The 25,984-nt window shown below is 71.5% G+C and carries 24 protein-coding genes; 14 read left to right on the top strand and 10 right to left on the bottom strand.

Translation table 11 applies throughout. From position 1 onward, the window contains the following. Positions 1-25: 25 nt before the first annotated feature. From KK483_RS10015 to KK483_RS10035, 5 genes are all read right to left on the bottom strand, one after another. Complete coding sequence (locus tag KK483_RS10015; protein ID WP_262004872.1) at positions 26-1,156, bottom strand: DUF475 domain-containing protein; 1,131 nt, start codon at positions 1,154-1,156, stop codon at positions 26-28. A 67-nt stretch (positions 1,157-1,223) separates the two neighbouring features. Continuing rightward, positions 1,224-1,799: a TerD family protein gene (locus KK483_RS10020; protein ID WP_262004873.1), complete on the bottom strand. Its 576-nt coding sequence runs from the start codon at positions 1,797-1,799 to the stop codon at positions 1,224-1,226. A gap of 115 nt (positions 1,800-1,914) precedes the next feature. Then, on the bottom strand, positions 1,915-2,490 hold the full coding sequence (locus tag KK483_RS10025) for a TerD family protein (protein ID WP_262004874.1): 576 nt from the start codon (positions 2,488-2,490) through the stop codon (positions 1,915-1,917). Between the two features lie 184 nt (positions 2,491-2,674). Beyond that, positions 2,675-3,133, bottom strand: coding sequence for a peroxiredoxin (locus KK483_RS10030; RefSeq protein ID WP_262004875.1), 459 nt, complete (start codon positions 3,131-3,133; stop codon positions 2,675-2,677). A 114-nt stretch (positions 3,134-3,247) separates the two neighbouring features. After that, positions 3,248-3,685 carry a DUF3052 domain-containing protein gene (locus KK483_RS10035; protein WP_262004876.1) on the bottom strand — a complete coding sequence of 146 codons (438 nt, stop codon included), beginning with the start codon at positions 3,683-3,685 and terminating at the stop codon, positions 3,248-3,250. Between the two features lie 338 nt (positions 3,686-4,023). Between KK483_RS10035 and aceE the strand changes: the two genes are divergently transcribed. Continuing rightward, positions 4,024-6,780: a pyruvate dehydrogenase (acetyl-transferring), homodimeric type gene (gene aceE, locus KK483_RS10040; RefSeq protein ID WP_262004877.1), complete on the top strand. Its 2,757-nt coding sequence runs from the start codon at positions 4,024-4,026 to the stop codon at positions 6,778-6,780. 132 nt (positions 6,781-6,912) lie between these two features. Continuing rightward, positions 6,913-7,770 carry a potassium channel family protein gene (locus tag KK483_RS10045; protein ID WP_262004878.1) on the top strand — a complete coding sequence of 286 codons (858 nt, stop codon included), beginning with the start codon at positions 6,913-6,915 and terminating at the stop codon, positions 7,768-7,770. On the opposite strand, the gene KK483_RS10050 is transcribed toward KK483_RS10045, so the two are convergent. Both KK483_RS10050 and KK483_RS10055 read right to left on the bottom strand, forming a co-directional pair. Then, the gene (locus KK483_RS10050) at positions 7,751-8,125 is read right to left on the bottom strand and encodes a peptidase inhibitor family I36 protein (protein WP_262004879.1); all 375 of its coding nucleotides are present in this window, start codon (positions 8,123-8,125) and stop codon (positions 7,751-7,753) included. The genes KK483_RS10045 and KK483_RS10050 overlap by 20 nt on opposite strands. Positions 8,126-8,287: 162 nt before the next feature. Continuing rightward, positions 8,288-9,892 carry an MFS transporter gene (locus KK483_RS10055; RefSeq protein ID WP_262004880.1) on the bottom strand — a complete coding sequence of 535 codons (1,605 nt, stop codon included), beginning with the start codon at positions 9,890-9,892 and terminating at the stop codon, positions 8,288-8,290. Between the two features lie 125 nt (positions 9,893-10,017). On the opposite strand from KK483_RS10055, the gene KK483_RS10060 reads away from it, so the two are divergent. The 7 genes from KK483_RS10060 to KK483_RS10090 all read left to right on the top strand — a co-directional run bounded on the left by KK483_RS10060 (position 10,018) and on the right by KK483_RS10090 (position 17,492). Next, the gene (locus KK483_RS10060) at positions 10,018-10,767 is read left to right on the top strand and encodes a TetR/AcrR family transcriptional regulator (protein WP_262004881.1); all 750 of its coding nucleotides are present in this window, start codon (positions 10,018-10,020) and stop codon (positions 10,765-10,767) included. A 98-nt stretch (positions 10,768-10,865) separates the two neighbouring features. Continuing rightward, positions 10,866-12,113, top strand: a complete 1,248-nt coding sequence (locus KK483_RS10065) for an alpha/beta hydrolase family protein (RefSeq protein WP_262004882.1) — start codon at positions 10,866-10,868, stop codon at positions 12,111-12,113. After that, positions 12,106-13,020, top strand: a complete 915-nt coding sequence (locus KK483_RS10070; protein WP_262004883.1) for a DUF4429 domain-containing protein — start codon at positions 12,106-12,108, stop codon at positions 13,018-13,020. The genes KK483_RS10065 and KK483_RS10070 overlap by 8 nt, the downstream gene beginning before the upstream one ends. A gap of 144 nt (positions 13,021-13,164) precedes the next feature. After that, positions 13,165-14,502 (top strand): sensor histidine kinase, encoded by a 1,338-nt coding sequence (locus tag KK483_RS10075; RefSeq protein ID WP_262004884.1) that lies wholly within the window; start codon positions 13,165-13,167, stop codon positions 14,500-14,502. Next, the gene (locus KK483_RS10080; protein WP_262004885.1) at positions 14,499-15,179 is read left to right on the top strand and encodes a response regulator transcription factor; all 681 of its coding nucleotides are present in this window, start codon (positions 14,499-14,501) and stop codon (positions 15,177-15,179) included. The genes KK483_RS10075 and KK483_RS10080 overlap by 4 nt, the downstream gene beginning before the upstream one ends. Positions 15,180-15,297: 118 nt before the next feature. Then, entirely contained in the window at positions 15,298-16,293 is a 996-nt protein-coding gene (locus KK483_RS10085; RefSeq protein ID WP_262004886.1) for an alpha/beta hydrolase family protein, read from the top strand. Next, positions 16,290-17,492 (top strand): acyltransferase, encoded by a 1,203-nt coding sequence (locus KK483_RS10090; protein ID WP_262004887.1) that lies wholly within the window; start codon positions 16,290-16,292, stop codon positions 17,490-17,492. Before KK483_RS10085 ends, KK483_RS10090 begins: the two co-directional genes overlap by 4 nt. 34 nt (positions 17,493-17,526) lie before the next feature. Here KK483_RS10090 and KK483_RS10095 read toward each other — a convergent pair whose 3' ends face one another. Both KK483_RS10095 and KK483_RS10100 read right to left on the bottom strand, forming a co-directional pair. Further along, on the bottom strand, positions 17,527-18,546 hold the full coding sequence (locus KK483_RS10095) for an aldo/keto reductase (RefSeq protein ID WP_262004888.1): 1,020 nt from the start codon (positions 18,544-18,546) through the stop codon (positions 17,527-17,529). Between the two features lie 6 nt (positions 18,547-18,552). After that, on the bottom strand, positions 18,553-19,008 hold the full coding sequence (locus KK483_RS10100) for a MerR family transcriptional regulator (RefSeq protein ID WP_262004889.1): 456 nt from the start codon (positions 19,006-19,008) through the stop codon (positions 18,553-18,555). 138 nt (positions 19,009-19,146) lie between these two features. On the opposite strand from KK483_RS10100, the gene KK483_RS10105 reads away from it, so the two are divergent. The 3 genes from KK483_RS10105 (at position 19,147) to KK483_RS10115 (ending at position 22,865) form a co-directional block, all read left to right on the top strand. Then, positions 19,147-19,632 carry a GNAT family N-acetyltransferase gene (locus KK483_RS10105; RefSeq protein WP_262009419.1) on the top strand — a complete coding sequence of 162 codons (486 nt, stop codon included), beginning with the start codon at positions 19,147-19,149 and terminating at the stop codon, positions 19,630-19,632. Positions 19,633-20,174: 542 nt separating this feature from the next. After that, entirely contained in the window at positions 20,175-21,755 is a 1,581-nt protein-coding gene (locus KK483_RS10110) for a trypsin-like serine protease (protein ID WP_262004890.1), read from the top strand. A 294-nt stretch (positions 21,756-22,049) separates the two neighbouring features. Further along, positions 22,050-22,865, top strand: a complete 816-nt coding sequence (locus tag KK483_RS10115) for a serine hydrolase (RefSeq protein WP_262004891.1) — start codon at positions 22,050-22,052, stop codon at positions 22,863-22,865. A 109-nt stretch (positions 22,866-22,974) separates the two neighbouring features. Here the strand turns inward: KK483_RS10115 and KK483_RS10120 are convergent, their stop codons facing one another. Continuing rightward, the gene (locus KK483_RS10120; RefSeq protein ID WP_262004892.1) at positions 22,975-23,631 is read right to left on the bottom strand and encodes a pirin family protein; all 657 of its coding nucleotides are present in this window, start codon (positions 23,629-23,631) and stop codon (positions 22,975-22,977) included. Between the two features lie 144 nt (positions 23,632-23,775). On the opposite strand from KK483_RS10120, the gene KK483_RS10125 reads away from it, so the two are divergent. Continuing rightward, the gene (locus KK483_RS10125) at positions 23,776-24,972 is read left to right on the top strand and encodes a CdaR family transcriptional regulator (protein ID WP_242335574.1); all 1,197 of its coding nucleotides are present in this window, start codon (positions 23,776-23,778) and stop codon (positions 24,970-24,972) included. Between the two features lie 89 nt (positions 24,973-25,061). After that, positions 25,062-25,979 carry an ACP S-malonyltransferase gene (locus KK483_RS10130; protein WP_262004893.1) on the top strand — a complete coding sequence of 306 codons (918 nt, stop codon included), beginning with the start codon at positions 25,062-25,064 and terminating at the stop codon, positions 25,977-25,979. Positions 25,980-25,984 lie beyond the last annotated feature (5 nt).

Raw genomic sequence — 25,984 nt, forward strand, 5'->3', positions numbered from 1 at the left:
AGAGCGTTCCTCAAACCCCCGGCCGTCACACGTCCTTGGCCGCGAGCTCCTTCTCCTGCGACTCCTCCGCCGCGAGGCGCTTGTTGCGCAGCACGGAGGAGAGGAAGGACCAGGCGATCAGCACGACACCGATGAGGCCGGTGATGATCTCGCTGATCTCGTGCTCGATCGTGATGAGCAGGATGACGGCGAGCGCACCGATCGCGTAGTGCGCGCCGTGCTCCAGGTAGACGTAGTCGTCGAGGGTGCCCTGGCGGACCAGGTAGACCGTGAGGGACCGGACGTACATGGCGCCGATACCGAGGCCGAGCGCCATCCAGAAGATGTGGTTGGTGATCGCGAAGGCGCCGATGACGCCGTCGAAGGAGAACGAGGCGTCGAGCACTTCCAGGTACAGGAAGAGGAAGAACGCCGCCTTGCCGGCCAGGCCGACCGCCGAGACCTGCTTGCCCTCGGCCTTGGCCTTCTCCTCCTCCTCGTGCTCGCGCTCCTCCTCTTCCTCCAGCTTGTTCTCGAAGTAGCCGGAGAGGCCGCCGACGATGAGGTAGGTGACCAGGCCGGCGACGCCCGCGAGCAGCACGGTGGCGGACTTGTCGGCGTAACCGGTGCTGGTGTGGGCGTGGGTCGCGAAGGTCATCGCGCTGACCAGCAGGGCGATCAGGGCGACGCAGACCGACAGCATGTCGACCTTGCCCAGCTTGGCGAGCGGGCGCTCCAGCCAGGCGAGCCACTTGATGTCGCGCTCCTCGAAGATGAAGTCGAGGAAGATCATGAGCAGGAACATGCCACCGAAGGCGGCGATGGCCGGGTGGGCGTCGGTGACGAGCGCTTCGTACCTCTCCGGGTCGTCCATCGCCAGGTTGACGGCCTCGATGGGCCCGACCTTGGCGCTGATGGCGACGATGACGACGGGGAAGACCAGTCGCATACCGAAGACGGCGATGAGGATGCCGACCGTGAGGAAGATCTTCTGCCAGAAGGCATTCATCTTCTTCAGGATCCCGGCGTTGACGACCGCGTTGTCGAACGAGAGCGAGATCTCGAGGATCGACAGGATCAGGACGACGCCGAACGCCTCCCACCCCCACTGCCACGCGGCGAATGCGAGGCCGAGCGCCGTGACGGCGAACGACCATCCGAAAGTTCTCAGGACCACTGGCTATCCCATCGGTTTGTACGGGACCCCGCTGCTCCGGGCCTCCCCCGTGCCGCGCAACACGGCTTTACGAAACGTTGACCCCGAAGTCTAGAGCGATGCCGCGAAGGCCCGACGCGTACCCCTGGCCGACCGCCCGGAACTTCCACTCGCCCCCGTACCGGTACAACTCGCCGAAGATCATCGCGGTCTCGGTGGAGGCGTCCTCGCTCAGGTCGTACCGGGCGAGCTCCTGGCCGTCCGCCTGGTTCACGACGCGGATGAACGCGTTGCTGACCTGGCCGAAGGTCTGGCCCCGGTTGTCGGCCTCGTGGATGGAGACCGGAAAGATGATCTTGTCGCAGTGCGCCGGCACCTGGGAGAGGTCCACGATCAGCGACTCGTCGTCCCCGTCGCCCTCGCCCGTGAGGTTGTCCCCGGTGTGCGTGACCGAACCTTCCGGGCTCGTCAGATTGTTGTAGAAGATGAACCACTCGTCACCGAGCACCCGCCCCGACTGGCAGAGCAGCGCGCTGGCGTCGAGGTCGAAGGGCGCTCCTGTGGTGGAGCGTGCGTCCCAGCCGAGTCCGACGAGGACCTGCGTGAGGTTCGGTGCGGCCTTGGAGAGGGAGACATTGCCTCCCTTGGCGAGCGTGACGCCCATGACGGTGAGTCCTCCCCTGTGGGTGTACGGAACTGCAGGCGCGTCCGGCGCCGCACGGATGGTGTGCGGCGCCGGACAGCGGCACGTGTCGGCTCGGACGCTGAGGCCGTGAGGCTCAGACGTTGACGCCGAAGTCCTGCGCGATGCCGCGCAGACCCGAGGCATACCCCTGGCCGATGGCGCGGAACTTCCACTCCGCCCCGTTTCGGTACAGCTCGCCGAAGACCATGGCCGTCTCGGTGGAGGCGTCCTCGCTCAGGTCGTACCGGGCGAGCTCCTGGCCGTCCGCCTGGTTCACGACGCGGATGAACGCGTTGCGCACCTGGCCGAAGGACTGCTGGCGGGTCTCGGCGTCGTAGATGGAGACGGGGAACACGATCTTGGCGACGTCGGCCGGGACACCGGCCAGGTTCACCTTGATCTGCTCGTCGTCGCCCTCGCCCTCACCGGTGAGGTTGTCACCGGTGTGCTCCACGGAGCCGTCGGTGCTCTTGAGGTTGTTGAAGAAGACGAAATTGCCGTCGGTGGCGACCTTGCCCTCGGCGTTCGTCAGCAGGGCGCTGGCGTCGAGGTCGAAGTCGGTACCGGTGGTGGTACGGACGTCCCAGCCAAGACCGACGGTGACCGCGGTCAGGTTGGGGGCGGCCTTGGTCAGCGAGACGTTGCCGCCCTTGCTGAGGCTGACTCCCACGAGTCCTCCCATGTGGTTTCAGGGGCAGCGCCCCCGTCGTGCGGTGGTATTGGGATCAACGTGTGGATCCTAGTGACCGGTTCCCGGACGAAACAGCCTTTCGCCCGGGGTACGGCCCGTGGCGCGGCCACCGGCGGACACGCGCGGACCCGGCGCCCCGGAACGGCGCGGCCGCGGGGACGCGTCAGAGGGTGTCGAGCGCCTTGACGTAGTCGTTCAGGTCGCGGGCGTCCGGCAGGGCGTTGACGACGTTCCAGCGCACCACGCCCTCCTTGTCGATGATGAAGGTGCCGCGCACGGCGCAGCCCTTGTCCTCGGCGAAGACGCCGTACGCGCGCGAGACCTCGCCGTGCGGCCAGAAGTCCGACAGCAGCGGGTACTCCAGGCCCTCCTGCTCGGCGAAGACGCGCAGGGTGTGGACGGAGTCGTTGGAGACGGCGAGGAGCTGGGTGTCGTCGTTGACGAACGCGGGCAGCTCGTCGCGGAGCGCGCAGAGCTCGCCGGTGCACACGCCGGTGAAGGCGAACGGGTAGAAGAGCAGCACCACGTTCTTCTCACCGCGGAAGTCGGCGAGGGTCACGGTCCGCCCGTGGTTGTCCTTGAGCTCGAAGTCCGGGGCCTTGGTGCCGACCTCGATCGCCATGTCCGTTCCATCCCTTCGCCCGGCCCGGACCGGTTCCGGACCAACGGCCCCACAGTACGCACAGGGCCCCCGCCGACAGGTGTCGGTGGGGGCCCCGGGGTCGGCCTGCGCTGCTCAGCGCTTGGACTTCGCCGCCTTGGGCGTCACGAGCCTGCTGCCGGTCCAGTCCTTGCCGGCGTTGACGCTCTTGGTCTGCGAAAGACCCGCGGTCTGGGCGGCCTCGTTGATGTCGCTGGGCTCGACATAGCCGTCACGGCCGGTCTTGGGCGTCATCAGCCACACCGTTCCGCCGTCATCGACCAGACCGATGGCGTCCACCAGGGCGTCCGTAAGATCGCCGTCCTCGTCGCGGAACCAGAGCAGGACGACGTCCGCCACGTCGTCGTACTCCTCGTCGACGAGCTCCTGGCCGGTGACGGCCTCGATAGCCTCACGGAGCTCCAGCTCGACGTCGTCGTCGTAGCCGATCTCCTGGACCACCTGTCCGGGCTCGAACCCCAGCCTTCCAGCCGGGTTGGTCCGCTCCTCCGCGTGGTCCGCGGTCGCGCTCACGGCTTGCCTCCTGATCTTGTTTCGGAAAATGCTTCAGCCGCGCGCGTACGCGAGGCATTGGCCGTAGTCCACACGGGCGGGACGGATCGCGCAAGTACCCGGCCGCCGAGACCGCCGAAACGGTGACGTTTACGGCCGTCCCGCCGCAACTCCAGGCACGCTTGCGTCCGGGGGCGCCGGAAACGTCCCACCCCCTTCGCCACCTTTGTACGCTTCCGTACCGCCGGTCCGCCAATCGGGGGCTGTCTGTTACCCATCGGTAGAGATGACGTAACCGCTCTCTAGGTACACGATGGGGATCGGCGCAACCACCAGCAACCGAGCAGTGAAGGAACAGCGTGGCTTCCGGATCCGATCGCAACCCGATCATCATTGGCGGCCTGCCGAGCCAGGTCCCGGATTTCGATCCGGAGGAGACGCAGGAGTGGCTCGACTCCCTCGACGCCGCCGTCGACGAGCGCGGCCGTGAGCGCGCCCGCTACCTCATGCTCCGCCTGATCGAGCGGGCCCGCGAGAAGCGTGTGGCCGTGCCCGAGATGCGCAGCACGGACTACGTGAACACCATCGCGACCAAGGACGAGCCGTTCTTCCCCGGCAACGAGGAGATCGAGCGCAGGATCCTGAACGCGACCCGCTGGAACGCCGCGGTGATGGTCTCCCGCGCCCAGCGGCCCGGCATCGGCGTCGGCGGCCACATCGCCACGTTCGCCTCCTCCGCCTCGCTCTACGACGTCGGCTTCAACCACTTCTTCCGGGGCAAGGACGAGGGCGACGGCGGCGACCAGATCTTCTTCCAGGGCCACGCCTCGCCCGGTATCTACGCGCGCGCGTTCCTGCTGGACCGGCTGGACGAGACGCAGCTCGACGCCTTCCGCCAGGAGAAGTCGAAGTACCCGAACGGGCTGTCGTCGTACCCGCACCCGCGGCTGATGCCCGGCTTCTGGGAGTTCCCGACCGTGTCGATGGGCCTCGGCCCGATCGGTGCGATCTTCCAGGCCCGGATGAACCGCTACATGGAGGCGCGCGGTATCGCCGACACCTCCCGGTCGCACGTGTGGGCCTTCCTCGGCGACGGCGAGATGGACGAGCCCGAGTCGCTCGGCCAGCTGTCCATCGCCGCCCGTGAGGGCCTCGACAACCTGACCTTCGTGGTCAACTGCAACCTCCAGCGGCTCGACGGCCCGGTGCGCGGCAACGGGAAGATCATCCAGGAGCTGGAGTCGCAGTTCCGCGGTGCCGGCTGGAATGTGATCAAGCTGATCTGGGACCGCTCCTGGGACCCGCTGCTGGCCCAGGACCGCGACGGCGTGCTGGTCAACAGGTTGAACACCACGCCTGACGGCCAGTTCCAGACCTACGCCACGGAGACCGGCGCGTACATCCGCGACCACTTCTTCGGCGACGACCACCGGCTGCGCCAGATGGTCGAGGGCATGACCGACCACCAGATCCTGATGCTGGGCCGCGGCGGTCACGACCACCGGAAGATCTTCGCGGCGTACTCGGCGGCGCGCGCCCACAAGGGCCAGCCGACCGTGATCCTCGCCCAGACGGTCAAGGGCTGGACGCTCGGTCCGAACTTCGAGGGCCGCAACGCGACCCACCAGATGAAGAAGCTGACGGTCGACGACCTCAAGGGCTTCCGCGACCGGCTGCACCTGCCGATCACCGACCAGCAGCTGGAGGACGGCCCGCCGCCGTACTACCACCCGGGCCGCGACTCGGAGGAGATCCAGTACATGCACGACCGCCGCAAGGGCCTGGGCGGGTACGTCCCGACCCGGGTCGTGCGGTCGAAGCCGCTGGTCCTGCCGGACGACAGCACGTACGCGGCCGTGAAGAAGGGCTCCGGTCAGCAGTCGATCGCCACCACCATGGCGTTCGTCCGGCTGCTGAAGGACCTCATGCGGGACAAGGAGATCGGCAAGCGGTTCGTACTGATCGCGCCGGACGAGTACCGCACCTTCGGCATGGACTCGTTCTTCCCGAGTGCGAAGATCTACAACCCGCTCGGCCAGCAGTACGAGGCCGTGGACCGCGAGCTGCTGCTCGCGTACAAGGAGTCCCCGACCGGCCAGATGCTGCACGACGGCATCTCGGAGGCGGGCTGCACGGCCTCGCTGATCGCCGCGGGCTCGGCGTACGCGACGCACGGCGAGCCGCTGATCCCGGTGTACGTTTTCTACTCGATGTTCGGCTTCCAGCGGACCGGTGACCAGTTCTGGCAGATGGCCGACCAGCTGTCGCGCGGCTTCGTCCTCGGTGCCACCGCGGGACGCACCACCCTGACCGGTGAGGGCCTCCAGCACGCCGACGGCCACTCCCAGCTGCTCGCCTCCACCAACCCGGGCTGTGTCGCCTACGACCCGGCGTTCGGCTTCGAGATCGCGCACATCGTCAAGGACGGTCTGCGGCGGATGTACGGATCCGACGCCGAGCACCCGCACGGCGAGGACGTCTTCTACTACCTGACCGTCTACAACGAGCCGATCCAGCACCCGGCCGAGCCGGAGGGCGTGGACGTCGACGGCATCCTCAGGGGCATCCACCGCTTCAAGGCGGGGGACACCGGCGGAACGGCCCGGATCCCGGCGCAGATCATGGCCTCCGGTGTCGCGGTGCCGTGGGCGGTCGAGGCGCAGCGGATCCTCGCGGACGAGTGGAACGTCCGCGCGGACGTGTGGTCGGCGACGTCCTGGAACGAGTTGCGGCGCGAGGCCGTCGCGGTCGAGCAGCACAACCTCCTCCACCCGGAGGAGGAGCAGCGCGTTCCGTACGTGACGCAGAAGCTCAGCGGCGCGGAGGGCCCGTTCGTGGCCGTCTCCGACTGGATGCGGTCGGTGCCTGACCAGATCTCCCGCTGGGTGCCGGGGCGCTACGCCTCGCTGGGCGCGGACGGCTTCGGCTTCGCGGACACGCGCGGCGCGGCCCGCCGGTACTTCCACATCGACGCGCAGTCGATCGTGCTGGCGGTGCTGACCGAGCTGGCGCGCGACGGCAAGGTGGACCGCTCGGTGCTGAAGCAGGCCGTGGACCGCTACCAGCTCCTCGACGTGGCGGCGGCGGACCCCGGGGCCGCGGGCGGCGACGCGTAGGGCTTTCGCGGGGGGACTCCGTCCCCCCCCGCACCCCCTGTGGCCCGCGGCGCTGCCATGCGGGCGGCCGCGTTGCCGGACGGGCGGGACGTCCGTTCCGCCCCCATCGCGGCCCCCTTTACGATGCGCCTCATGAAGCAACGAACCGCGCAGATGCGCTGGGAAGCGCGTACCCAGGGGCCGTTGCTGGGGCTCGCCGTGGCGTTCGGCGTCGCGTACGCCGTGCCGATCGTGGCGCCGGACGCCCAGCACTGGGTGCATCAGCTCTGCACGGTGGTGGAGTGGACGGTCTGGGGCGCCTTCGCCGTCGACTACGTCGTACGGCTGGTGCTGGCGCCGTACACCTGGCTGTTCGTCCGCAAGCACCCGCTGGACCTGCTGGCCGTGCTGCTGCCGCTGGTGCAGCCGCTGCGGCTGCTGCGGGTCGTCGCCACGCTGCTGCTGGTGGGGCGACGGGCCCGGATGGCCCCGCAGATCACGCTGACGACCTATGTGGCGGGCGCGGTCGTCGGGCTCATGATGTTCGGCTCGCTGGCGGTGCTGCACGTCGAGCGGAACGCACCCGACGGGAACATCAGGACGCTCGGCGACGCCGTGTGGTGGTCGTTCACGACGATGACGACCGTCGGATACGGGGACCACGCGCCGACGACGGGCCTCGGGCGGGTGCTCGCGGTGGGGCTGATGCTCTCCGGGATCGCCCTGCTCGGTGTGGTGACCGCCAACATCGCCGCGTGGTTCATCTCCCGCTTCGACCGGGACGACGCCGAGGAGCGCCGCCAGACGGCGCTCCTCGAAGCCCTGACCGCGGAGGTCGGACAGCTGCGGGCGGAGGTGGCGCGGCTCTCGGCGCCGCCACCGTCCGGCCCGGAGGCCCCGGGGGTCCCGGGGGTCCCGGGGGTCCCGGGGGTCCCCCAGGTTCCGGCGGCCCCGGCGGACCCAGCGGCGCCGGGGCTTCCGGCGCAGGCGTCTAGTTCTCCCACACCTTGAACGCCCGCACCCGGTACGGGGAGTGCGGCACCCAGGTGCCGCCGCCCGGGTAGGTCTCGAACTCGCCCGTCTCGGCGCACTCCGCCGACTGGTAGGTGGTGACGGGGCGCCCGGTCCGGTTGGCGAGGGCCTCGGCGCTGGTGCCGGCGGGCAGCGGGACGCAGGAGTCGATGTCGAGCCCGGACAGCTCGTACGCCTGCCTGGCCCCCTTGAAGTCCGGCTTCCCCCAGAGGCACAGCTCCCCCGGGCCGCAGGCGCCGAGCGCGGGCCGGGGCGCGGCGGAGGCGGTGGGTGCCAGGAGAGCGGTCGCGGCCAGGGCGGCGGCGAGCAGGCTCGTGGACATGGTCGTACGCATGGTGGATCAACCCCCGTGTCGTTGTGGATCATTCGGCCGCAGCCTGACCTGTCCAGGACCGCGTACGGAAGTCCGGCCGGAGCGGATCACCCTGATAGGCGACAGCCCCGCCGGAACCTCCCGGCGGGGCTGTCGTGCGTCACACGCGTCACACGGTTGACGTCAGATGTGGGCCGCGCCCGCACCCGCCTCCGCGTTCTCGCCGCGCTTGGTGAAGAGCGCGACACCGGCCGCCACCACGGCGACGATCCCGGCGACCGTGAAGGCCAGGCCCATGCCCGACATGAAGGTGTCGTGCGCGACGCCCGCGATCTGCGCCGCGACCGGCTGCGGGGTGTCCGGCGCGACGGGGGCCATGCCCACCTCGACCGCCTGCTTGGCGAGGCCGAGCTGCTCGTCCGGCAGCGGCGGAAGGCCCGCGTCCGTCCAGTTGGCCGACAGGTCGGAGCTGACCTTGGCCGACATGACCGCGCCCAGCACCGCCGTACCGAGGCTGCCGCCGACCTGCATGGCGGCCTGCTGGAGACCGCCCGCCACGCCGGAGAGCTCCAGCGGCGCGTTGCCGACGATGACCTCGGTGGCGCCGACCATGACCGGCGCGAGGCCGAGGCCGAGGAGGGCGAACCAGAGAGACATCTGGAGCGTGCCGGTGTCCGTCGTAAGAGTGGTCATGCCGAACATCGCGACGGCCGTGCAGACCATGCCGCCGACCAGCGGGATGCGCGGGCCGAACTTGGTGATGAGCGCTCCCGCGAGCGGCGACGAGACGATCATCATCGCGGTGAGCGGCAGTAGGTGCAGACCGCTGTCGATGGCGCTCATGCCGTGCACGTTCGCCAGGTAGAACGTGACGAAGAAGAGTCCGCCCATGAAGGCGAAGGCCATCAGCACCATCAGCACCGTGCCCGCCGAGACCGGCACGGAGCGGAACAGCCGCAGCGGGATGAGCGGCTCCTTGACCCTGGTCTCCCAGAAGGCGAAGACCGCGAACAGGACCACGGCGGCGGCCAGCCAGCCCAGCGTGTCCGCCGAGCCCCAGCCCCACTCGCCCGCCTTGATGAGCGGCCAGATGAGGGCGAACATCGCGCTGGACAGCAGCACGATGCCGGGGATGTCGAACGAGCGCGGCGCGTTCTCGGCGCGGTGGTCCTTGAGGATGACCGCACCGATGACCAGCGCGAGGATGCCGACCGGCACGTTGATGAAGAAGACGGACTGCCAGCTGACGTGCTCGACGAGCACACCGCCGAGGATCGGGCCGCCGGCCGTCGAGGCACCGATGACCATGCCCCAGATGCCGATCGCCATGTTCAGCTTCTCGGCGGGGAAGGTGGCGCGCAGCAGGCCGAGCGCGGCCGGCATCAGCAGGGCACCGAAGAGGCCCTGGAGCACACGGAAGACGATCACGAGGGCGATCGAGTCGGAGAGGCCGATGGCCCCGGAGGCCGCGGCGAAGCCCGCGACACCGATGAGGAAGGTCTGGCGGTGGCCGAAGCGGTCACCGAGCTTGCCGGCGGTGATCAGCGCCACGGCGAGCGCCAGCAGATAGCCGTTGGTGATCCACTGGACGTCGGCGAGCGAGGCGCCGAGGTCCTTCTGGATCGCCGGGTTGGCGATCGCGACGATGGTGCCGTCGAGTGCGACCATCATCACGCCGATGGCCACGGAGATGAGCGTCAGCCAGGGGTGGCCGCGGAGCCCCTTGGCCGGCGCCGGTGCGGGAGCGTGGTCCGCGGGCGCCTTTTCGACGGTGGTCTGACTAGTCATGCGATGAGATTATGTCAGCGTCTGACAGTTGACAAAATATTTCATCAGTCGGTAACTGTCATGTCGCTCACATATAGGCTGAGCTGGGAAAAGCGACAAAGAGACAGCGGGGAGCAGACCACAAGGTGACCGGAACCGGACTCCGCGAGCTGAAGAAGCAGCGCACCCGCGACGCCCTGCTGCGGGCCGCGCTCGAACTCTTCACGACGCAGGGGTACGAGCACACGACGGTCGACGAGATCGCGGACGCCGTCGAGGTGTCCCAGCGCACCTTCTTCCGGTACTTCGCCAACAAGGAGGAGGCCGCCTTCGCCGTCCAGACGATGGTGGAGTCCCACTTCATCGACGCGCTGCGCGAACGGCCCGCGGCCGAGGGCCCGTTCGACGCGATGCGCCACGCCGCGATGTGCGCCTGGGACACCCTCGGCGAGGCCATCGAGGAGGTCGTCCCGGTCGAGCTCTACATGCGGACCTTCCAGATGATCGAGTCGACGCCCGCGCTGCTCGCCGTGCATCTGCGCCGCTTCGCCGAGCTGGACGAGCAGGTCGCCCGGCTCATCGCCGACCGCGAGGGCCTCGACGTGGACGCCGACCCGCGGCCCCGCGTCGCCGTCGCCGCGTTCGCCGGCGTGATGCGGGTGACGGGACGGCTCTGGGGCCAGGGCGAGGACCCGAGCCTGGACGCGATCCGGGAGCTGACCGAGAGCTATCTCGACCACCTCGGGCCGGCGCTGGCGAAGGACTGGCGGGCGCGGAGCGCAGCGGCACCGGGGGCAGCGCCGAGGGCGGCGGCTGCGGGCGGGGACGGCCGGTACAGCGGGCGTACGGGTGATCCGGGTGCGTCGGAGCGTGCGAAGGGCGCGCACGGACAGTAGTCACGCGCCGCCGTCCGCCGCGCCGGGGCCCCTCGGACGCGTGATCTCCCTCACGGTCTTCGCGGCCTCCGATCGCCGCCCCCTACGCTGAACCCCCAGTGACTGCTTTCGACACCTCCCCCACCCTCAACGTCTGGCGCGCCCTTCTCGCTCTCGCCGTCGTGTTCGTGCTGCTCGCGACCACCGGCTGGACCGTCGTACGAGGTCGGCACGGTCCCACCGAGCCCAGGGAAGCCGCACTCGCCGCCTGGGGGCAGGCCGCCCGCATCGGGCACCGTCCGCTGCCCGACCCGGAGGCACGGCCCGCCGTGGTGGCCGGATTCTTCGCCGCCATCGGCAAGCGGAAGGCCGCCGCGCTGGCCGAGCAGCACCCCCTCGTCGTGGGCAATCTCAACGGCGCACCGGTCACGCTCCGCTACCGCGCCAACCGGATCTCCCTCGCCCAGGCGCGCCAGGTGGAACGGTGGCGGATGCACGACAGCAGGCTGTCCGACGAGGGCAGGCACGAGGCGGGCCGGCGCATGCACCGGTTCGAGTCGATGCTGCGGCCCGGCCGGCAGATCCTGGCGTTCGACCCGTCGGGCAAGGGCCGCGCCGCCGAGGTCATCGGCGACCTCGACCGCGCGCAGCGGGTGTCGGTGATCGTCCCCGGGGTCGACACGAACCTGCTGACGTTCGAGCGGACCAGGCGCAAGTACGCGGCCCCGGTGGGGATGGCCGAATCGCTGTACGCCGCCGAGCGCGCCGCGTCGCCCCGCACACGTACGGCCGTCATCGCCTGGGCCGACTACACCACCCCGGCGGGTGTCGGCCTCGACGCCTCGACCGGGCGGCTCGCCACGACCGGCGCCGACCGGCTCGTGGCACTGACCGGTGCGCTGCCCGGCAGCGCGCCCATCACGCTCTTCTGCCACAGCTACGGCTCCGTGGTGTGCGGGGTCGCCGCCCGCGAACTGCCCGGCCGCGTCGGTGATGTCGCGGTCGCCGGCAGCCCCGGCATGCGGGCGCAGAGCGCGGCGCAGCTGCACACCGCGGCCCGGGTGTGGGCGATGCGCGACCGCGACGACTGGATCCAGGACGTGCCCTACCTGGAGGTCGGCGGGCTCGGCCACGGCGCGGATCCGATGACGCCGGAGTTCGGTGCGCGGGTGCTGTCGGCGGCCGGCGCGTCCGGCCACACCGGCTACTTCGAGCCAGGCACCGAAAGCCTGCGCAACTTCGCCGAGATAGGCGTCGGTTCGTATACGACGGTGAGCTGCATGGACGGTGCGTCGGCGTGCCGCAGCGGGTTGGATCCGAGGGGGGACGCGCGGGCGCACGCCGCCTACGATGAGGCGCATGGGTGATGTGCTGGCCGGAATTCATGCCACCTGGGAGTTCGAACCGGACTCCGTACTCATCCGCTTCACACGGGGGAACAGAGGCACGCCGAGGCTGTTCCAGGCGCTGCGCGAGCGGCGCATCCCCCTCGAAGCGCTGGAGTCGGTGACCCTCTCCCAGGGCAAACGCGGCACGGTCGTGCTGCACGCGGTGCCGAGACCGGGCGCCGATCCGCTGATGGACGCGGCCGCGGGGCAGCTGAAGCCGGGCTGCGACCCGTACCGGCTGGTGCTGCCCGAGGGGTGCGAGACGCTCGCCGAGCACTACGCGGACGAACTGCGCGCGGCGCTCCCCGACGCCGGGGGAGCGCCCGCCGCGGCGGGTCTGGTGCGGGCGCCGGCCGGGCCGCTGCAGTTCAAGGCGTACGACGGGAAGGCAGCCTTCGACGGCGAGAAGGTGTCGTTCCGCTGGTCCTGGACGGGCGCCTCGTCCGCCAAGTGGAAGGCGGGGGACCAGAGTTTCGCCGTGTCCCAGCTCACCGGGGTCGAGTGGCGCTCCCCCGAGGCCCTCGACGGCCATCTGCGCCTGCTGCCCCGCCCCGCCCCGGCCGACGCCCCCGCTCCGGACAGGGCCCGGACCCAGGCCGACCACGACCCGGCCGCGGTCGTCTTCGGGCTGGGCTACGGCCCGGTCCACGAGTCCCTGCCGTTCGCGGCGGCGGTCCTGGAGGCCGTCCGGGCCGCCTTCCCGGCCCCGGTCCTCACCGCGCCGGTCCTCACCGTCCCGCCCGCCCCGCCCGTCCCGCCCGCCGCGGGCGGCGGCCCCGCGGCCGTCGCCGAGCGCATACGGCACCTGGGGGAGCTGCACAGCGCGGGCCTGGTGACGGACGAGGAGTTCCGGGCGAAGAAGGCGGAGCTCCTGGCGGAGTTGTAGGACACCGATGCCGTGCGGGGCGTCGTACGCGGCTCCGTGCCGGGCGTCATACGCGGGCGGCTCCGTGCCGGGGGCGTCATACCCGGGTATGACGCCCCGCGGTATGACGCCCCCGGCAGGCGGGCCGCCTACGCTGGGCGGGTCATGTCCCGTGCCCCCGTCCCCGCCCCGCTCGCCGACGGCCTGCGTCATGTGCGCGAGGCGCTGCTCGGCCTCAAGCAGCCGTCGCACGCCCCGGCCGCGCCGCTCGCCGACTCGCCCAGGCGCTGGCTGCGCCTCGCGCCGTACGCGGTCGTGCTCGCGCTCACCGCCGCCCTGCTGCCGGTGACGATCAGCGTGCTCACCAACGACTACCGGGTGAACGGGGGCATCGCCGGGGCGCTGGCCACGGCACAGACCGCGCCGCTGCTGCTCGCCGTCGCCCGGCCGCTCCAGGCGTGGTGGATCGTCTTCGCCGCCGACGTGCTGGGCGCGGCCGTCCTCCTCGGCGCGGACGGCACGGCCGGCAGGAGCTGGCCGTGGACGCCGATGGGCGTCGTCGGCTATCTGGGGCTGATGCTCTTCCTGGGGCTGCGCGAGCCGCGCCGCACCCTGCTCACCGTCTGGCTGGTGACCGGTGCGACCGGGTTCCTCTTCGAGATGGTCTCGCAGAAGCGCAGCGACGGCATCCATGTGCTGCTGTTCGTGCTGAGCGGCGTCGTGCTCCTGTTCGCCGACATCCTGCGCACCCGCGGTGAGGTGCAGCGGAAGCTGGCCGAGCAGGAGACCATCAGCGAGGCCGAGCGGGCCCAGCGCACCCTGCTGGAGGAGCGGGCGCGGATCGCCCGGGAGCTGCACGACGTGGTGGCGCACCACATGTCGGTGATCACGGTCCAGGCGGACTCGGCGCCCTACCGGATCCAGGGGCTCCCGGACGGCGCCCAGGAGGAGTTCGCGACGATCGCCTCCGGCGCGCGCGAGTCGCTCGCGGAGATGCGGCGGCTGCTCGCGGTGCTGCGCAGCGAAGGATCCGAGGCCGAGCGGGCGCCGCAGCCCGGGCTCGGCCGGGTGCAGCAGCTGGTCGAGGCGACGGTACGGGCCGGGGTGCCGGCCGAGCTGTCGCTCCCGGCCCGACTGGGCGACGTACCCCAGGCCGTGGACCTGTCCGCGTACCGGATCGTGCAGGAGGCGCTCGCGAACGTGATCCGGCACGCGCCCGGCGCGGCGACGCGGGTGTCGGTGGCCGCGGACGGCGCGTACCTCACGGTCCTCGTGGTCAACGGCCCGTCCGCCGAGCCGGTCGCGCCGCTGGAGACCACCGGGACCGGCCACGGCCTGGTCGGGATGCGCGAACGCGTACGGTTGACCGGCGGCACCCTGGACACCGGCGCGCTGCCGGACGGGGGCTTCCGGATCGCCGCGCGCCTGCCTCTGACACCGCCGGCGACGGCCCCGGCGACGGCCCCGGCGACGCCTCCGACGAACGGGAAGGACCCCCGTTGACCATCCGCGTGATCATCGTCGACGACCAGGCCATGGTGCGCGCGGGGTTCGCCGCACTGCTGGCGGCGCAGCCGGACATCGACGTCGTGGGCGAGGCACCGGACGGCCGGCAGGGCGTGGCGGTGGCCCGCGCCGCGCATCCCGACGTGGTCCTGATGGACGTGCGGATGCCGGAGCTGGACGGGCTCGCCGCGGCCCGCGAGATCCTGTCGCCGCCGCCCGGGGTCGTCCGGGTGCCGAAGGTGCTGATGCTGACCACCTTCGACGTCGACGACTACGTGTACGAGGCGCTGCGCGCGGGCGCGTCCGGCTTCCTGCTGAAGGACGCGCCGCCCGCCGACCTGATCTCGGCCGTACGGATCGTCGCGTCGGGCGAGGCGCTCCTCGCGCCCTCCGTGACCCGCCGTCTCATCGCCGACTTCGCCGCCCGGGGCCCGGCCCCCCGGAAGGACCGCGCCTCGCTGCGGCTCCACGGCCTCACCCCGCGCGAGACCGAGGTCCTGGAGCTGATCGCCCGCGGCATGTCCAACCAGGAGATCGCCGGCCATCTGGTCCTCGCCGAGCAGACGGTCAAGACCCACATCGGGCGGGTGCTGTCCAAGCTCGCCCTGCGCGACCGCGCGCAGGCGGTGGTCTTCGCGTACGAGTCGGGTCTTGTGACCCCCGGCGGCCAGTAGGGGGCGACCCGTAGTACCCGGGTATCACCCGGGAGTTGGCTCCCCGGTGTGACGCCCCCTCAGGAACCGTCCTCCTACCTTCCCCTCCGCCACACAGCCGGAGGAGGAAGAGGGGATCATGAGACGGTTCGGGAGGACTCTGGTCGCCGCGGCGCTCGCGACGACCGTCGTCACAGGAACGGCGGGATGGGCTTCCGGGACCGCCCAGACGCCCGTCACAGGGCCACCGCCGGGGGCCGCGGAATGGCGGGCGGACCGTTCGCTCGGGCGGGAGCTGCCGGATCCGGCGAACGCGTCCCCCGGTGACGTCGCCGCGTTCTTCGCCTCGCTGACGGACGATCAGCGGCGCTCGCTCACGGCACGCCACCCGCTCGTCGTCGGGAACCTGGACGGCGTCCCGCCCGCGTTGCGCTACGAGGCCAACGCCCGTTCCCTGGGCGCCGCCGCGGACGGCCGGCGGATCCTCGCCCACGACCCGCGCGGACGCGGGCAGCTCGCCGAGGTGTTCGGCGACCTGGAGCACGCCCCCCACATCGCCGTGGTCGTGCCGGGCTCCGACATCGACGCGGGCACCTTCGACCGCACGAGCGCGATGGCGCGGTCGCTGTACGAGGCGACGGGCCGGCGGACCGCCGTCGTCGCCTGGGCCGGCTACACGACACCCCTCGGCATCGGTCTCGACGCCGCGACCGGCGCGCTCGCGGAGGCGGGCGCCCGGCGGCTGACCCGCTTCACCCAGGGCCTCGCGGCGAACGGCGCCGCCACGCCCGCGCTGTTCTGCCACAGCTACGGGTCCGTCGTGTGCGGGCTCGCCGCCTCCGGGGCCGCCGCCCGCGACATCGTCGTCCTCGGCTCGCCCGGCATGCGCGCCGACAGCGCCGCCGACCTGGGCACGGACGCCCGGATCTGGGCCGCCAAGTCCCCCGCCGACTGGATCTCCAAGGTCCCGAACGTCGAACTCCTCGGCCTCGGCCACGGCCACGACCCCGCCGACCCGGCCTTCGGCGCCCGGCGCGTCCCCGCGGACGACGTCCCGGGCCACACCGGCTACTTCGCGCCCGGGACCACGTCACTGCGCACCTTCGCCGCCATCGCCCAGGGAGAAGCCCGATGAAGACGCTCGCCCCGCTCGTCGCGAGGATCGAGTCCTCGACCCCGGCCCACCGCGACCGCGCGATCGACGGACTGCGCGCCCTCGCGCTGCTCGCCGTCCCGACCGGGCACTGGCTGCTCGGCGGATTCACGCTCGACGCGGACGGCGCCATCCACAATGCCAGCCCGCTGTCCGCGTTCGGCTTCTTCGCGCCGGTCAGCTGGGTGCTCCAGATGCTGGGCGTCTTCTTCCTGGTCGGCGGTCACGCATCGGTCCTCTCGTACCGCCGGCGCCCCGGCACGACAGCGCAGTGGCTGCGCGGTAGGGCCGCCCGCCTCGGGCGGCCGGTGCTGGGCGTCACGGCGGTGTGGGCCGCGCTGATCGCGGTGCTGTCCGCGGCGGGTGTCCCGGAGGACACCCTGCGCACCGGGGCGACGCTGGTCGTCCAGCCGCAGTGGTTCGTGGGCGTGTACGTCGTCGTCACCGCCCTCACCCCGCTGTGCGTACGGGCCGCCCGGCGCCTGGGCGGCTGGGCCGCGGCGCCGCTGCTGCTGTCCGTCGCCGTCGTGGACCTGCTGCGGTACGGGCCGTACGCGGACGCCGTGCCGTCCTGGCTGAGCGCGCTCAACATCCTGCCCGGCTGGCTCTTCGCCTACCAGCTCGGCGTCTGTTGGGGCGAGAAGCGCATCGGGAAGCGGGGCGGAGCGCTGCTGCTGGCGGGCGGGACGGTCCTCTTCGCGGTCCTGCTCGTCGTCTTCCACTACCCCGCGTCGATGGTCGGGGTGCCCGGGGAGGCGCGCACCAACTCCCACCCGCCGTCGCTCCTCGTCCTGGCGCTCGCGGCCGCGCAGAGCGGCGCGGCGGTGCTGCTGCGCGAGCGGATCGCACGCCTGCTGGCGCGGCCGGCGGTGTGGGCGCCGGTCGTCGTGGTGAACCTGTCCGCGATGACGATCCTGTGCTGGCACCAGACCGCGATGCTCGCGGCCGCGGTGCCGGCGTCGTACGCCGGGGCGGTCCCGGGCCTCACGACGGCCCCCGACTCGCTGGGCTGGGTCCTGGCCCGGTCGGCCTGGCTCCCGCTCTTCGCCGTGCTGCTGGTGCTGATCGCCCGCTACGCGCGGGCCTTCGAATCCCCCTGGACTGGCGCGACCCGGGCGGGGCGGGCGGCGGCGGGGGTGCTGGCGGCGGGTTTCCTGGCGTTCGCGCTGGGCGTGGCGTGAGCGCGTCCGGGCGCCGGACGCGCCCCCGCGTGCGCTACTCCCGCGAGTCCGACGTCGCCGACATGTCCAGGTACCGGCTCCCCACCACGCGCCCGGCGATCGGCTCCAGCAGCGCCAGTTCCTCCTCGCTCAGCACGATCCGGGTCGCCGCCACGTTCTCCTCCAGGCGCGAGCGCTTGCGCGTGCCGGGGATGGGGACGACCGTCAGGCCGTGGACGGCGGCGCGCTGCTGGACCCAGGCGAGGGCGATCTGCGCGGGCGTGGCGCCGTGGGACGCGGCGAGCTTCCTCACGGGCTCCAGGAGCATCGTGTTCGCCACCGCCGCGTCGCCGACCATCCGCGGCTGGTAGCGGCGGAAGTCGTCCGCCGGCAGCTCCCGCTCCGCGTCCGCGAACGCCCCGGTGAGAAAGCCCCGCCCGAGCGGCGAGTACGGCACCAGGGCGACACCCAGCTCCGCCGCCGCGGGCACCGCGCTGCGCTCCACGCCGCGGCTGAAGAGCGACCACTCGGACTGGAGCGCGGCGATCGGGTGCACGGCGTGCGCCTCGCGCAGCTCCGCGCCCGTGACCTCGCTCAGCCCGAGGTGGCGCACCTTGCCCTCCGCGACGAGCTCCGCCATCGCGCCGACGGACTCCGCGAGCGGCACGGCGGGGTCGCGCCGGTGCATGTAGTACAGGTCGATCGCCTCGACGCCGAGGCGCCGCAGGCTGCCCTCGACGCACTCGCGGACGTACGCGGGGTCGTTGCGGATCCCCCGGTACTGGGGGTCGTCCGTGCGCACGATCGCGAACTTCGTCGCGAGCGTGATCTCGTCGCGGTGGGCCGTCACGAAGGGCCGCAGGAACTCCTCGTTGGCGCCCCGCCCGTAGACGTCCGCCGTGTCGAAGAGCGTGACCCCCGCCGCGAGCGCCGCCTCCAGGGTGTCGCGGGCGGCGGCCTCGTCCGTGGCGCCGTAGAACTCGCTCATGCCCATGCAGCCGAGGCCCTGCACACCGACCTCGGGTCCCCCGGAACCGAGCGTGACGGTGGTGATCTTTCCGTTGCTGTTGGTCATCGGGGCTCAGGCCCTCTCCGACGCCCGGTGGGCGTCCGCGTAATGGCTGATCTTGTGGTCGAGCACGGCCAGCGTGTCCTGGAGCTCCGCGATCCGGGCGCGCACGTCCCGGCGCGTCGCCTCCAGCAGGGCCTGCCGCTCACCGACGGTGTGGTCGCCCTCGCGGACGAGCTCCGCGTACCGGACCATGTGCGCGACCGGCATCCCGGTGCGCCGCAGCTTGCCGACGAAGCCCAGCCAGTCCAGGTCCCGGTTGCGGAAGCGCCGCTGCCCGGTGTGGGACCGGTCGATGTGCGGCATCAGCCCGATCCGCTCGTACCAGCGCAGCGTGTGCGCGCTGAGCCCGGTCCAGGCGGCGACCTCGCTGATCGTGTAGTGGTCCTGCTCCTCGGGCCGCGGATGGGCAGGGGGCGCGGCCGCACAGACATCGGTTGTCGCGGATGTGGTCTCCAGCACCGTCATGACCTCCACGCTAGGACCTTGGAGTGCACTCGAAGCAAGCGAAAGCCGGTCGGCGGGCATCGGGGCGGTGACTGAGGGGGGTGTCCGGTGGGGACACCCCCTAGCCTGCACGCCATGACGACCGCCATGACGACCGCCATGAGCCGCGCACGCCGCGCACGCCCCGACGACGCCGAAGAGCTGGTCCGCCTGCGCACCGTCATGCTCGACTCGATCGCCGGCCGCCGGCCCCCGGCCGCGGCCCCCGACACGAGCTGGCAGCCCGCCGCCGTCGACGCCCTGCGCAGCCGGCTCGCGGACCCGGACGGCAGTCTGACGGCCTTCGTGGTCGAGCGGCCCGGCGGGCTCGCCGCCTGCGCGGTGGGGACGATCGAGTACCGGCTCGGCTCCCCCGGCAACCCCGCCGGCACGACCGGCTACGTCTTCAGTGTCGCCACCGATCCCGACCGGCGCCGCCGGGGCCACTCACGGGCCTGCATGGAAGGGCTGCTCGGCTGGTTCCGGGAGCGCGGTGTGAGCAGGGTCGATCTGCGCGCCTCCGAGGAGGGGGAGCCGCTGTACGCGTCGCTGGGCTTCGTCCGCACCCCCGACCCGGCGATGCGGCTGGCCTTCCGTGACCTTTAGGACCCGGGCCCGGACCCGAACCCGGACCCAGCCCCCAGACCGCGCCAGCTTCAGCGCCGCTCTCTCCACCACACCGCCCGTGACCAGGTCGTCCAGGCCGCCGGCGTGATCGCCGACGCCACCATCGCCCTCGTGGGCGCCGTCGTCGGAAAGTCCTGGACAGCCCCGCTCACCGAGCCGAGCCGCGCTGCATCGCCACGTTGGTGACCGCGGCACGCCGCGAAGACCGCGGCCGACCGGGCCATCGACCACCACGGCCCGCCCCTCGCGCGCGAAGACAGTCCGGCAGGGCGTCAGTCAGCCAGCCCGGCTATTCAGCGGAATGGGGAGCGAGCTGACGCGCTATTGGTTCCGCAGCGCCCACGCCGGCGTTGTTCCGGCTCACGGCTCCTGCCTCTGTGACCGTCACCAACGGGCCTATGACGTAACGGATGCACACTGCAGGTTCCCGCATCGCTGTGTGATCTTCTTCAAGCGGCCCTCACTGAACCGCTTTAGACATGGCCTCATCTACGAATTCGCAACGGACCACTACCCGTTCGATGCTGAGGCTGCGCAGGACCTCGCCTCACACCAACAACCCATGCCCGATCAACCCCGAAACGGAATTCAACCCATTGCGTACTCGTACCCTCATATCGACTGGCCTCACGCTCACCGCATCCGCTCTCACCGCATCCGCCCTCACCGCCGCCCCAGCGGCCGCCCTCAACGGTGGCACTGAATCATCAGCAGCCTATTCGTTCATGGGTTCGCTGCAGCGCGCGGAGTCGCCACGGCCTGACGGACATGTGTGCGGCGCTGCACTGATTGCGCCGCAATGGATGGTCACCGCCGGCCACTGCGTAAAGAACGAGGCGGGGGTGCTCGACGGGTATCCGCACGGATGGAAGGTGCGCATCGGATCCACCAGCGTGTCCTCCGGCGGCGAAGTCGTCGAGGTCGACAAATACATCAAACGCCCCGGCGATCTACAGGGAAACGACATCGCTCTGCTCAAGCTGAAAACCCCGGCCAAGAGCCGGCCCATCAAGATCGCCGCCGGCAAGCCGGCTGAAAAAACACCGGTTCGGATCCTCGGCTGGGGGATGACCTGCGACAAGCTGGAACCCAAGTGCTTCCCCGATCACTTGCGCGAGGCTGACACGGTGGTGCAGGCCGCCGCTCCTTGCGAGGACGTCGGGATCAAGGAGACCGAGCTCTGCATCGGCAGTCTCGACGGAAAGATCCGCCCGACCAACACGGACTCCGGCGGCCCAGCGATCGTACGGGCCGGCGATGGTTGGGCTCTGGTCGGTGCCGTCAGCGGTGGCGACATCAAAAAGCCTGGCGTCTACACTGCCGTCCCGGCGTTTCGCTCCTGGATGAAAGACGTCATGACTGCGAAGCAGCCGACTTTGGAAGGCGCCGTCGATCTCGAAGGCTGTTCCGGGTCGTTGGTGAAGACGGACACCGCCAAACCAAGTGACCCTGCACTGTTGCTGACCAACGGCCACTGCGTAACCGGGGACCGGCCCGCGCCCAAGTCCGCGGTGGTGGATCGGGCGGAGAAGCGAAAGGTGACGGTACTCGACCGCGCGGGGAAGCCGAAGACAACCGCTTCCACCACCAAACTGAGCTATGCCACAATGACCGGCACCGACGTCGCGCTGTACCAATTGGACAAGACTTACGCCCAGTTGGCTTCCAAAGGCGCCAAGGTGTTCAAGCTCGCGGCCACCGGCCCCCGGGAAGCCGACCCGATCGGCCTCATCGCCGGCGGCTTGCGGCAAAGCTGGACCTGCGCGGTAGGCAGTGTGGTGCCGGAGCTTCGAGAAGAGGGCTACGTGTTGCGCAACGCGATCCGCTACACCGAGGACTGCTACCCCGATGCCGGTGCCTCCGGGGCACCTCTCATCAACCCGCACACCGGCCTTGTGGTCGGGATCCACAACACCACCAACGACCAGGGTGGAGTCTGCACGGAAGGGAACCCGTGCGAGGTCGACAATGAGGGACACATGAGTGTCCATAAGGCACGCAGGTACGGCCAGCAGACCGCGGGCATCGTCCCGTGTCTGACGGCCGGGTCGCGAATCGATCTTTCCTTGCCGAAGTGCACGCTGACAAAGCCGGCTTCCTGACGACGAGACGGTCCTCGGGCCGGCCGCGCGCCGGAAGCAGAGGGGAAGCACCACCGTGCGAGCACTGCGCACCGGGGTGCTGCGCCTGCCGGCCGCCGTCCCCGCGCTGCTCTTCGGCAGCGCGGGGACGGCGCAGGCGCACCCCTTCGGCGGCGACACGGTGGCTGCCTGCGCGAGCGTTCTCCCGACTCCCGAAGCTCCCCTCCCGCGTCCCGGAAAGCAGCAGATCACGGCACCGTCGACGCCGGACTCCCGCCCCTCACCGCACGGCCTTGCCCTTGTAGGGTCGTACGCATGCAGAGCCTGGCGATGACCGAGAACTGGCCCGTCCCGACCGCGGCCGCCGCCGTCGTCCGCGCGGACGGCACCGTCGCCGGGGCGTACGGCCCCACCGCGCACCGCTTCCCGCTGGCATCGGTGACCAAGCCGCTCGCCGCGTACGCCGTGCTCGTCGCGTACGAGGAGGGCGCGGTCGAGCTGGACGAGCCGGCCGGGCCCGAGGGGTCCACGGTCCGCCATCTGCTCGCGCACACCAGCGGTCTCGCCTTCGACGAGCACCGGCCGACCGCCCCGCCCGGCGCGCGCCGGCTGTACTCGAACGCGGGCTTCGAGGTGCTCGGCGACCACATCGCCGAGGCGACGGGCATCCCGTTCGCGGAGTATCTGCGACAGGCCGTGCTGGAGCCGCTCGGCATGGCGTCCACGACGCTGGACGGCTCCCCGGCCAAGGACGGCGTGTCGAGCGTCGACGACCTGGTGCGGTTCGCCGCGGAGGTACAGGCCCCCCGGCTGCTCGACCCGCGGACCGTCCTGGAGGCCATGTCCGTCGTGCACCCCGGCCTCTCCGGGATCCTGCCGGGGTACGGGCACCAGAAGCCCAACGACTGGGGCCTCGGCTTCGAGATCCGCGACGCCAAGTCCCCGCACTGGACGGGGGCGGCGTCCTCACCGCGTACGTTCGGGCACTTCGGCCAGTCCGGCACCTTCCTGTGGATCGACCCGGACGCGCGGGCCGCGTGCGTGGCGCTGACCGACCGGTCCTTCGGGCCGTGGGCGATCGCGGCGTGGCCGCCGTTCACGGACGCGGTCCTCGCGGAACTGCGCGGTTGACGGCCGCCGCATCCGGCCGCAGCTCCCCTGCCCTGTAGGCACGGTGGCCGGCTGGGCACGGGCGCCGGGCGAAGAGCGCCGGGCGAAGGGCGCCGGGCGAAGGGCGCCGTCAGCCCGACAGCTCCCAGACGAGCACCTCGGCGGCGCCGGCGGCGGCGAGTTCGAGCCCTTCCGCGTCGGTGATCCGCGCCGAGTCGCCGGGGCCGAGTGCGTCGCCTGCGAGGCGGACGACCCCGCGCACGACGTGGACGTAGGCGAAGGGCGCGTCGGGGACGGCGGTCCGCTCGCCGGCCGCGAGCCGCCGCACGTGCAGCATGGCCCCGGCCTGCGGGAGTGCGTACGGCGTCGCGTCGGCGATGCCGTGCACGATCTCGTACGACGGCTCCCCGCCCGGATCCTTCGGCACGAGCCACATCTGCACGAACGTCAGCGGTGCGTCCCCTTCGTTGCGCTCGACGTGCCGCACCCCGCCGGCCGAGCTGAGCCGCTGCACGTCCCCGGGCCGCACGAGGGTGGCGTGCCCGGCGGAGTCCCGGTGGGTGAGCTCGCCCTCCACGACCCAGGTGACGATCTCGGTGTGGCTGTGGGGGTGCTCGTCGAACCCGGCACCGGGTTCGAGGCGCTCCTCGTTGCAGGCGAGTACCCCGCCGAAGCGGAGGTTGTCCGGGTCGAAGAACCGCCCGAACGAGAAGGCGTGCCACGACTCGATCCCGGCGTCCGGCTCCCCGCCCCGATAGCGCCGTCCGGCGCGCCATACGGAAATCACGCCTCTACGGTAGGGCCCGCGGGCCCTGCCCCGGGCGCCTGCGGCGGCCTTCGCCCCGCCCCGCGCCGTGGCCGGGACCCCCGCGCAGGCCCGGCCGGGACCCGGGGCTCCGCGGGGGCGTCCCGATAAGGCACTCTTGTCCCCGTGCCCCATCCCGAGCCGGCCCTGCCCGCCAACGCCGCCCACCCGCACTCCGCGACCCTGAAGCGCCTGGAGCAGTCCTCAGGGCGGCTGGCCGCGAACGCCATCGCCCGCATGGACGAGACGCTGCCGTGGTACCGGGCGATGCCCCCGGAGAACCGGTCGTGGATCGGTCTGGTCGCCCAGGCCGGTATCGCCGCGTTCACCGAGTGGTTCCGGCACCCCGAGACCCCGCAGGCGATCTCGACCGATGTCTTCGGCACGGCGCCGCGCGAGCTGACCCGTGCGATCACTCTGCGCCAGACCGTGGAGATGGTGCGGACCACCATCGAGGTGATGGAGTCGGCGATCGAGGAGGTCGCCGCGCCGGGCGACGAGTCGATCCTGCGCGAGGCGCTCCTCGTCTACGCGCGGGAGATCGCCTTCGCCACCGCGCAGGTGTACGCGCAGGCCGCCGAGGCCCGCGGCGCCTGGGACGCACGCCTCGAATCGCTCGTCGTGAACGCGGTGCTGTCGGGCGAGGCCGACGAGGGCGCCGTCAGCCGGGCCGCCGCCCTCGGCTGGAACTCGCCGGAGCATGTGTGCGTCGTGCTGGGCACCGCGCCCGACGGCGACAGCGAGCTCACCGTCGAGGCGATCCGCCGCGCGGCCCGGCACGCCAAGCTCCAGGTGCTGACCGGAGTGCTCGGCGACCGGCTCGTGGTCATCGCGGGCGGCAACGACAATCCGCTCCAGGTCGCCAAGGCGCTGATCGGCCCGTACGCCGCCGGTCCCGTCGTCGCGGGCCCCGTCGTGCCCGACCTGCTGGCGGCGACCCGCTCGGCGCAGGCCGCAGCCGCCGGGCTGAAGGCGTGTTCGGCCTGGCAGGACGCCCCTCGGCCGGTGCTGGCGGACGATCTGCTGCCGGAGCGCGCCATCGCCGGCGACCCGTCGGCCCGCGAGCAGTTGGTGGAGGAGATCTACAGACCGCTCGAGGAAGCCGGGTCGGCGCTCCTGGAAACCCTGAGTGTCTATCTGGAGCAGGCGAGCAGTCTGGAGGGTGCGGCCCGGATGCTTTTCGTCCACCCCAACACCGTCCGCTACCGGCTCCGACGTGTGACTGACGTCACCGGCTGGTCACCCTCCGATGTGCGCTCCGCGTTCACTCTCCGGATCGCACTCATCCTCGGGCGTCTGGTAGACGGCGATCCGCAGTCCTAGTCTTTTGTCGGACACCAACAATTCCCCCGACGGTTCTTGGTCCCTGTCCCCACGGGCGGCCCGGACCGTCCACAAGAGAGAGTGTGAGGGTGCTCGTACTCGTCGCTCCCGGCCAAGGCGCTCAGACGCCCGGCTTCCTGACTCCCTGGCTCGAACTCCCCGGCGCGGCCGACCGCATCGCGGCCTGGTCCGACGCCATCGGACTCGACCTCGCCCACTACGGCACCAAGGCCGACGCGGACGAGATCCGCGACACCTCCGTGGCGCAGCCGCTGCTCGTCGCGGCCGGTCTGCTGTCCGCGTCCGCCCTGGGAGACCTCGCGCCCGGTGCCGTCGCGGGCCACAGCGTCGGTGAGATCACGGCCGCCGCCTTCGCGGGTGTCCTCGACGACACCGCCGCGCTGGGCTTCGTACGGACACGAGGGCTGGCGATGGCCGAGGCGGCCGCCGTCACCGAGACCGGCATGTCGGCGCTGCTGGGCGGCGACCCCGATGTCACCGTCCCGCACCTGGAGAAGCTGGGTCTGACCCCGGCGAACGTCAACGGCGCGGGCCAGATCGTGGCCGCGGGCACCAAGGAGCAGCTCGCCGCCCTGGAGGCCGACAAGCCCGAGGGCGTGCGGCGTGTCGTGGCGCTCCAGGTCGCCGGCGCGTTCCACACGCACCACATGGCTCCCGCGGTCGCGAAGCTCCAGGAGGCGGCGACGGCCCTCACCGTCGCCGACCCGAAGGTGACGTACGTGTCCAACAAGGACGGCCGGACCGTCGCGACGGGGGACGAGGTCGTCTCCCGGCTCGTCGGCCAGGTCGCCAACCCGGTCCGCTGGGACCTGTGCATGGAGACCTTCAAGGAGCTCGGTGTGACCGCCCTCGTCGAGGTGTGCCCGGGCGGCACCCTCACCGGTCTCACCAAGCGCGCCCTGCCGGGCGTCGCGACGCTCGCCCTGAAGACCCCCGACGACCTCGACGCGGCCCGCACGCTCGTCGCCGAGCACCAAGCAGCCTGACGAAG

This window comes from Streptomyces sp. FIT100 (assembly GCF_024584805.1).
Taxonomy (GTDB): domain Bacteria; phylum Actinomycetota; class Actinomycetes; order Streptomycetales; family Streptomycetaceae; genus Streptomyces.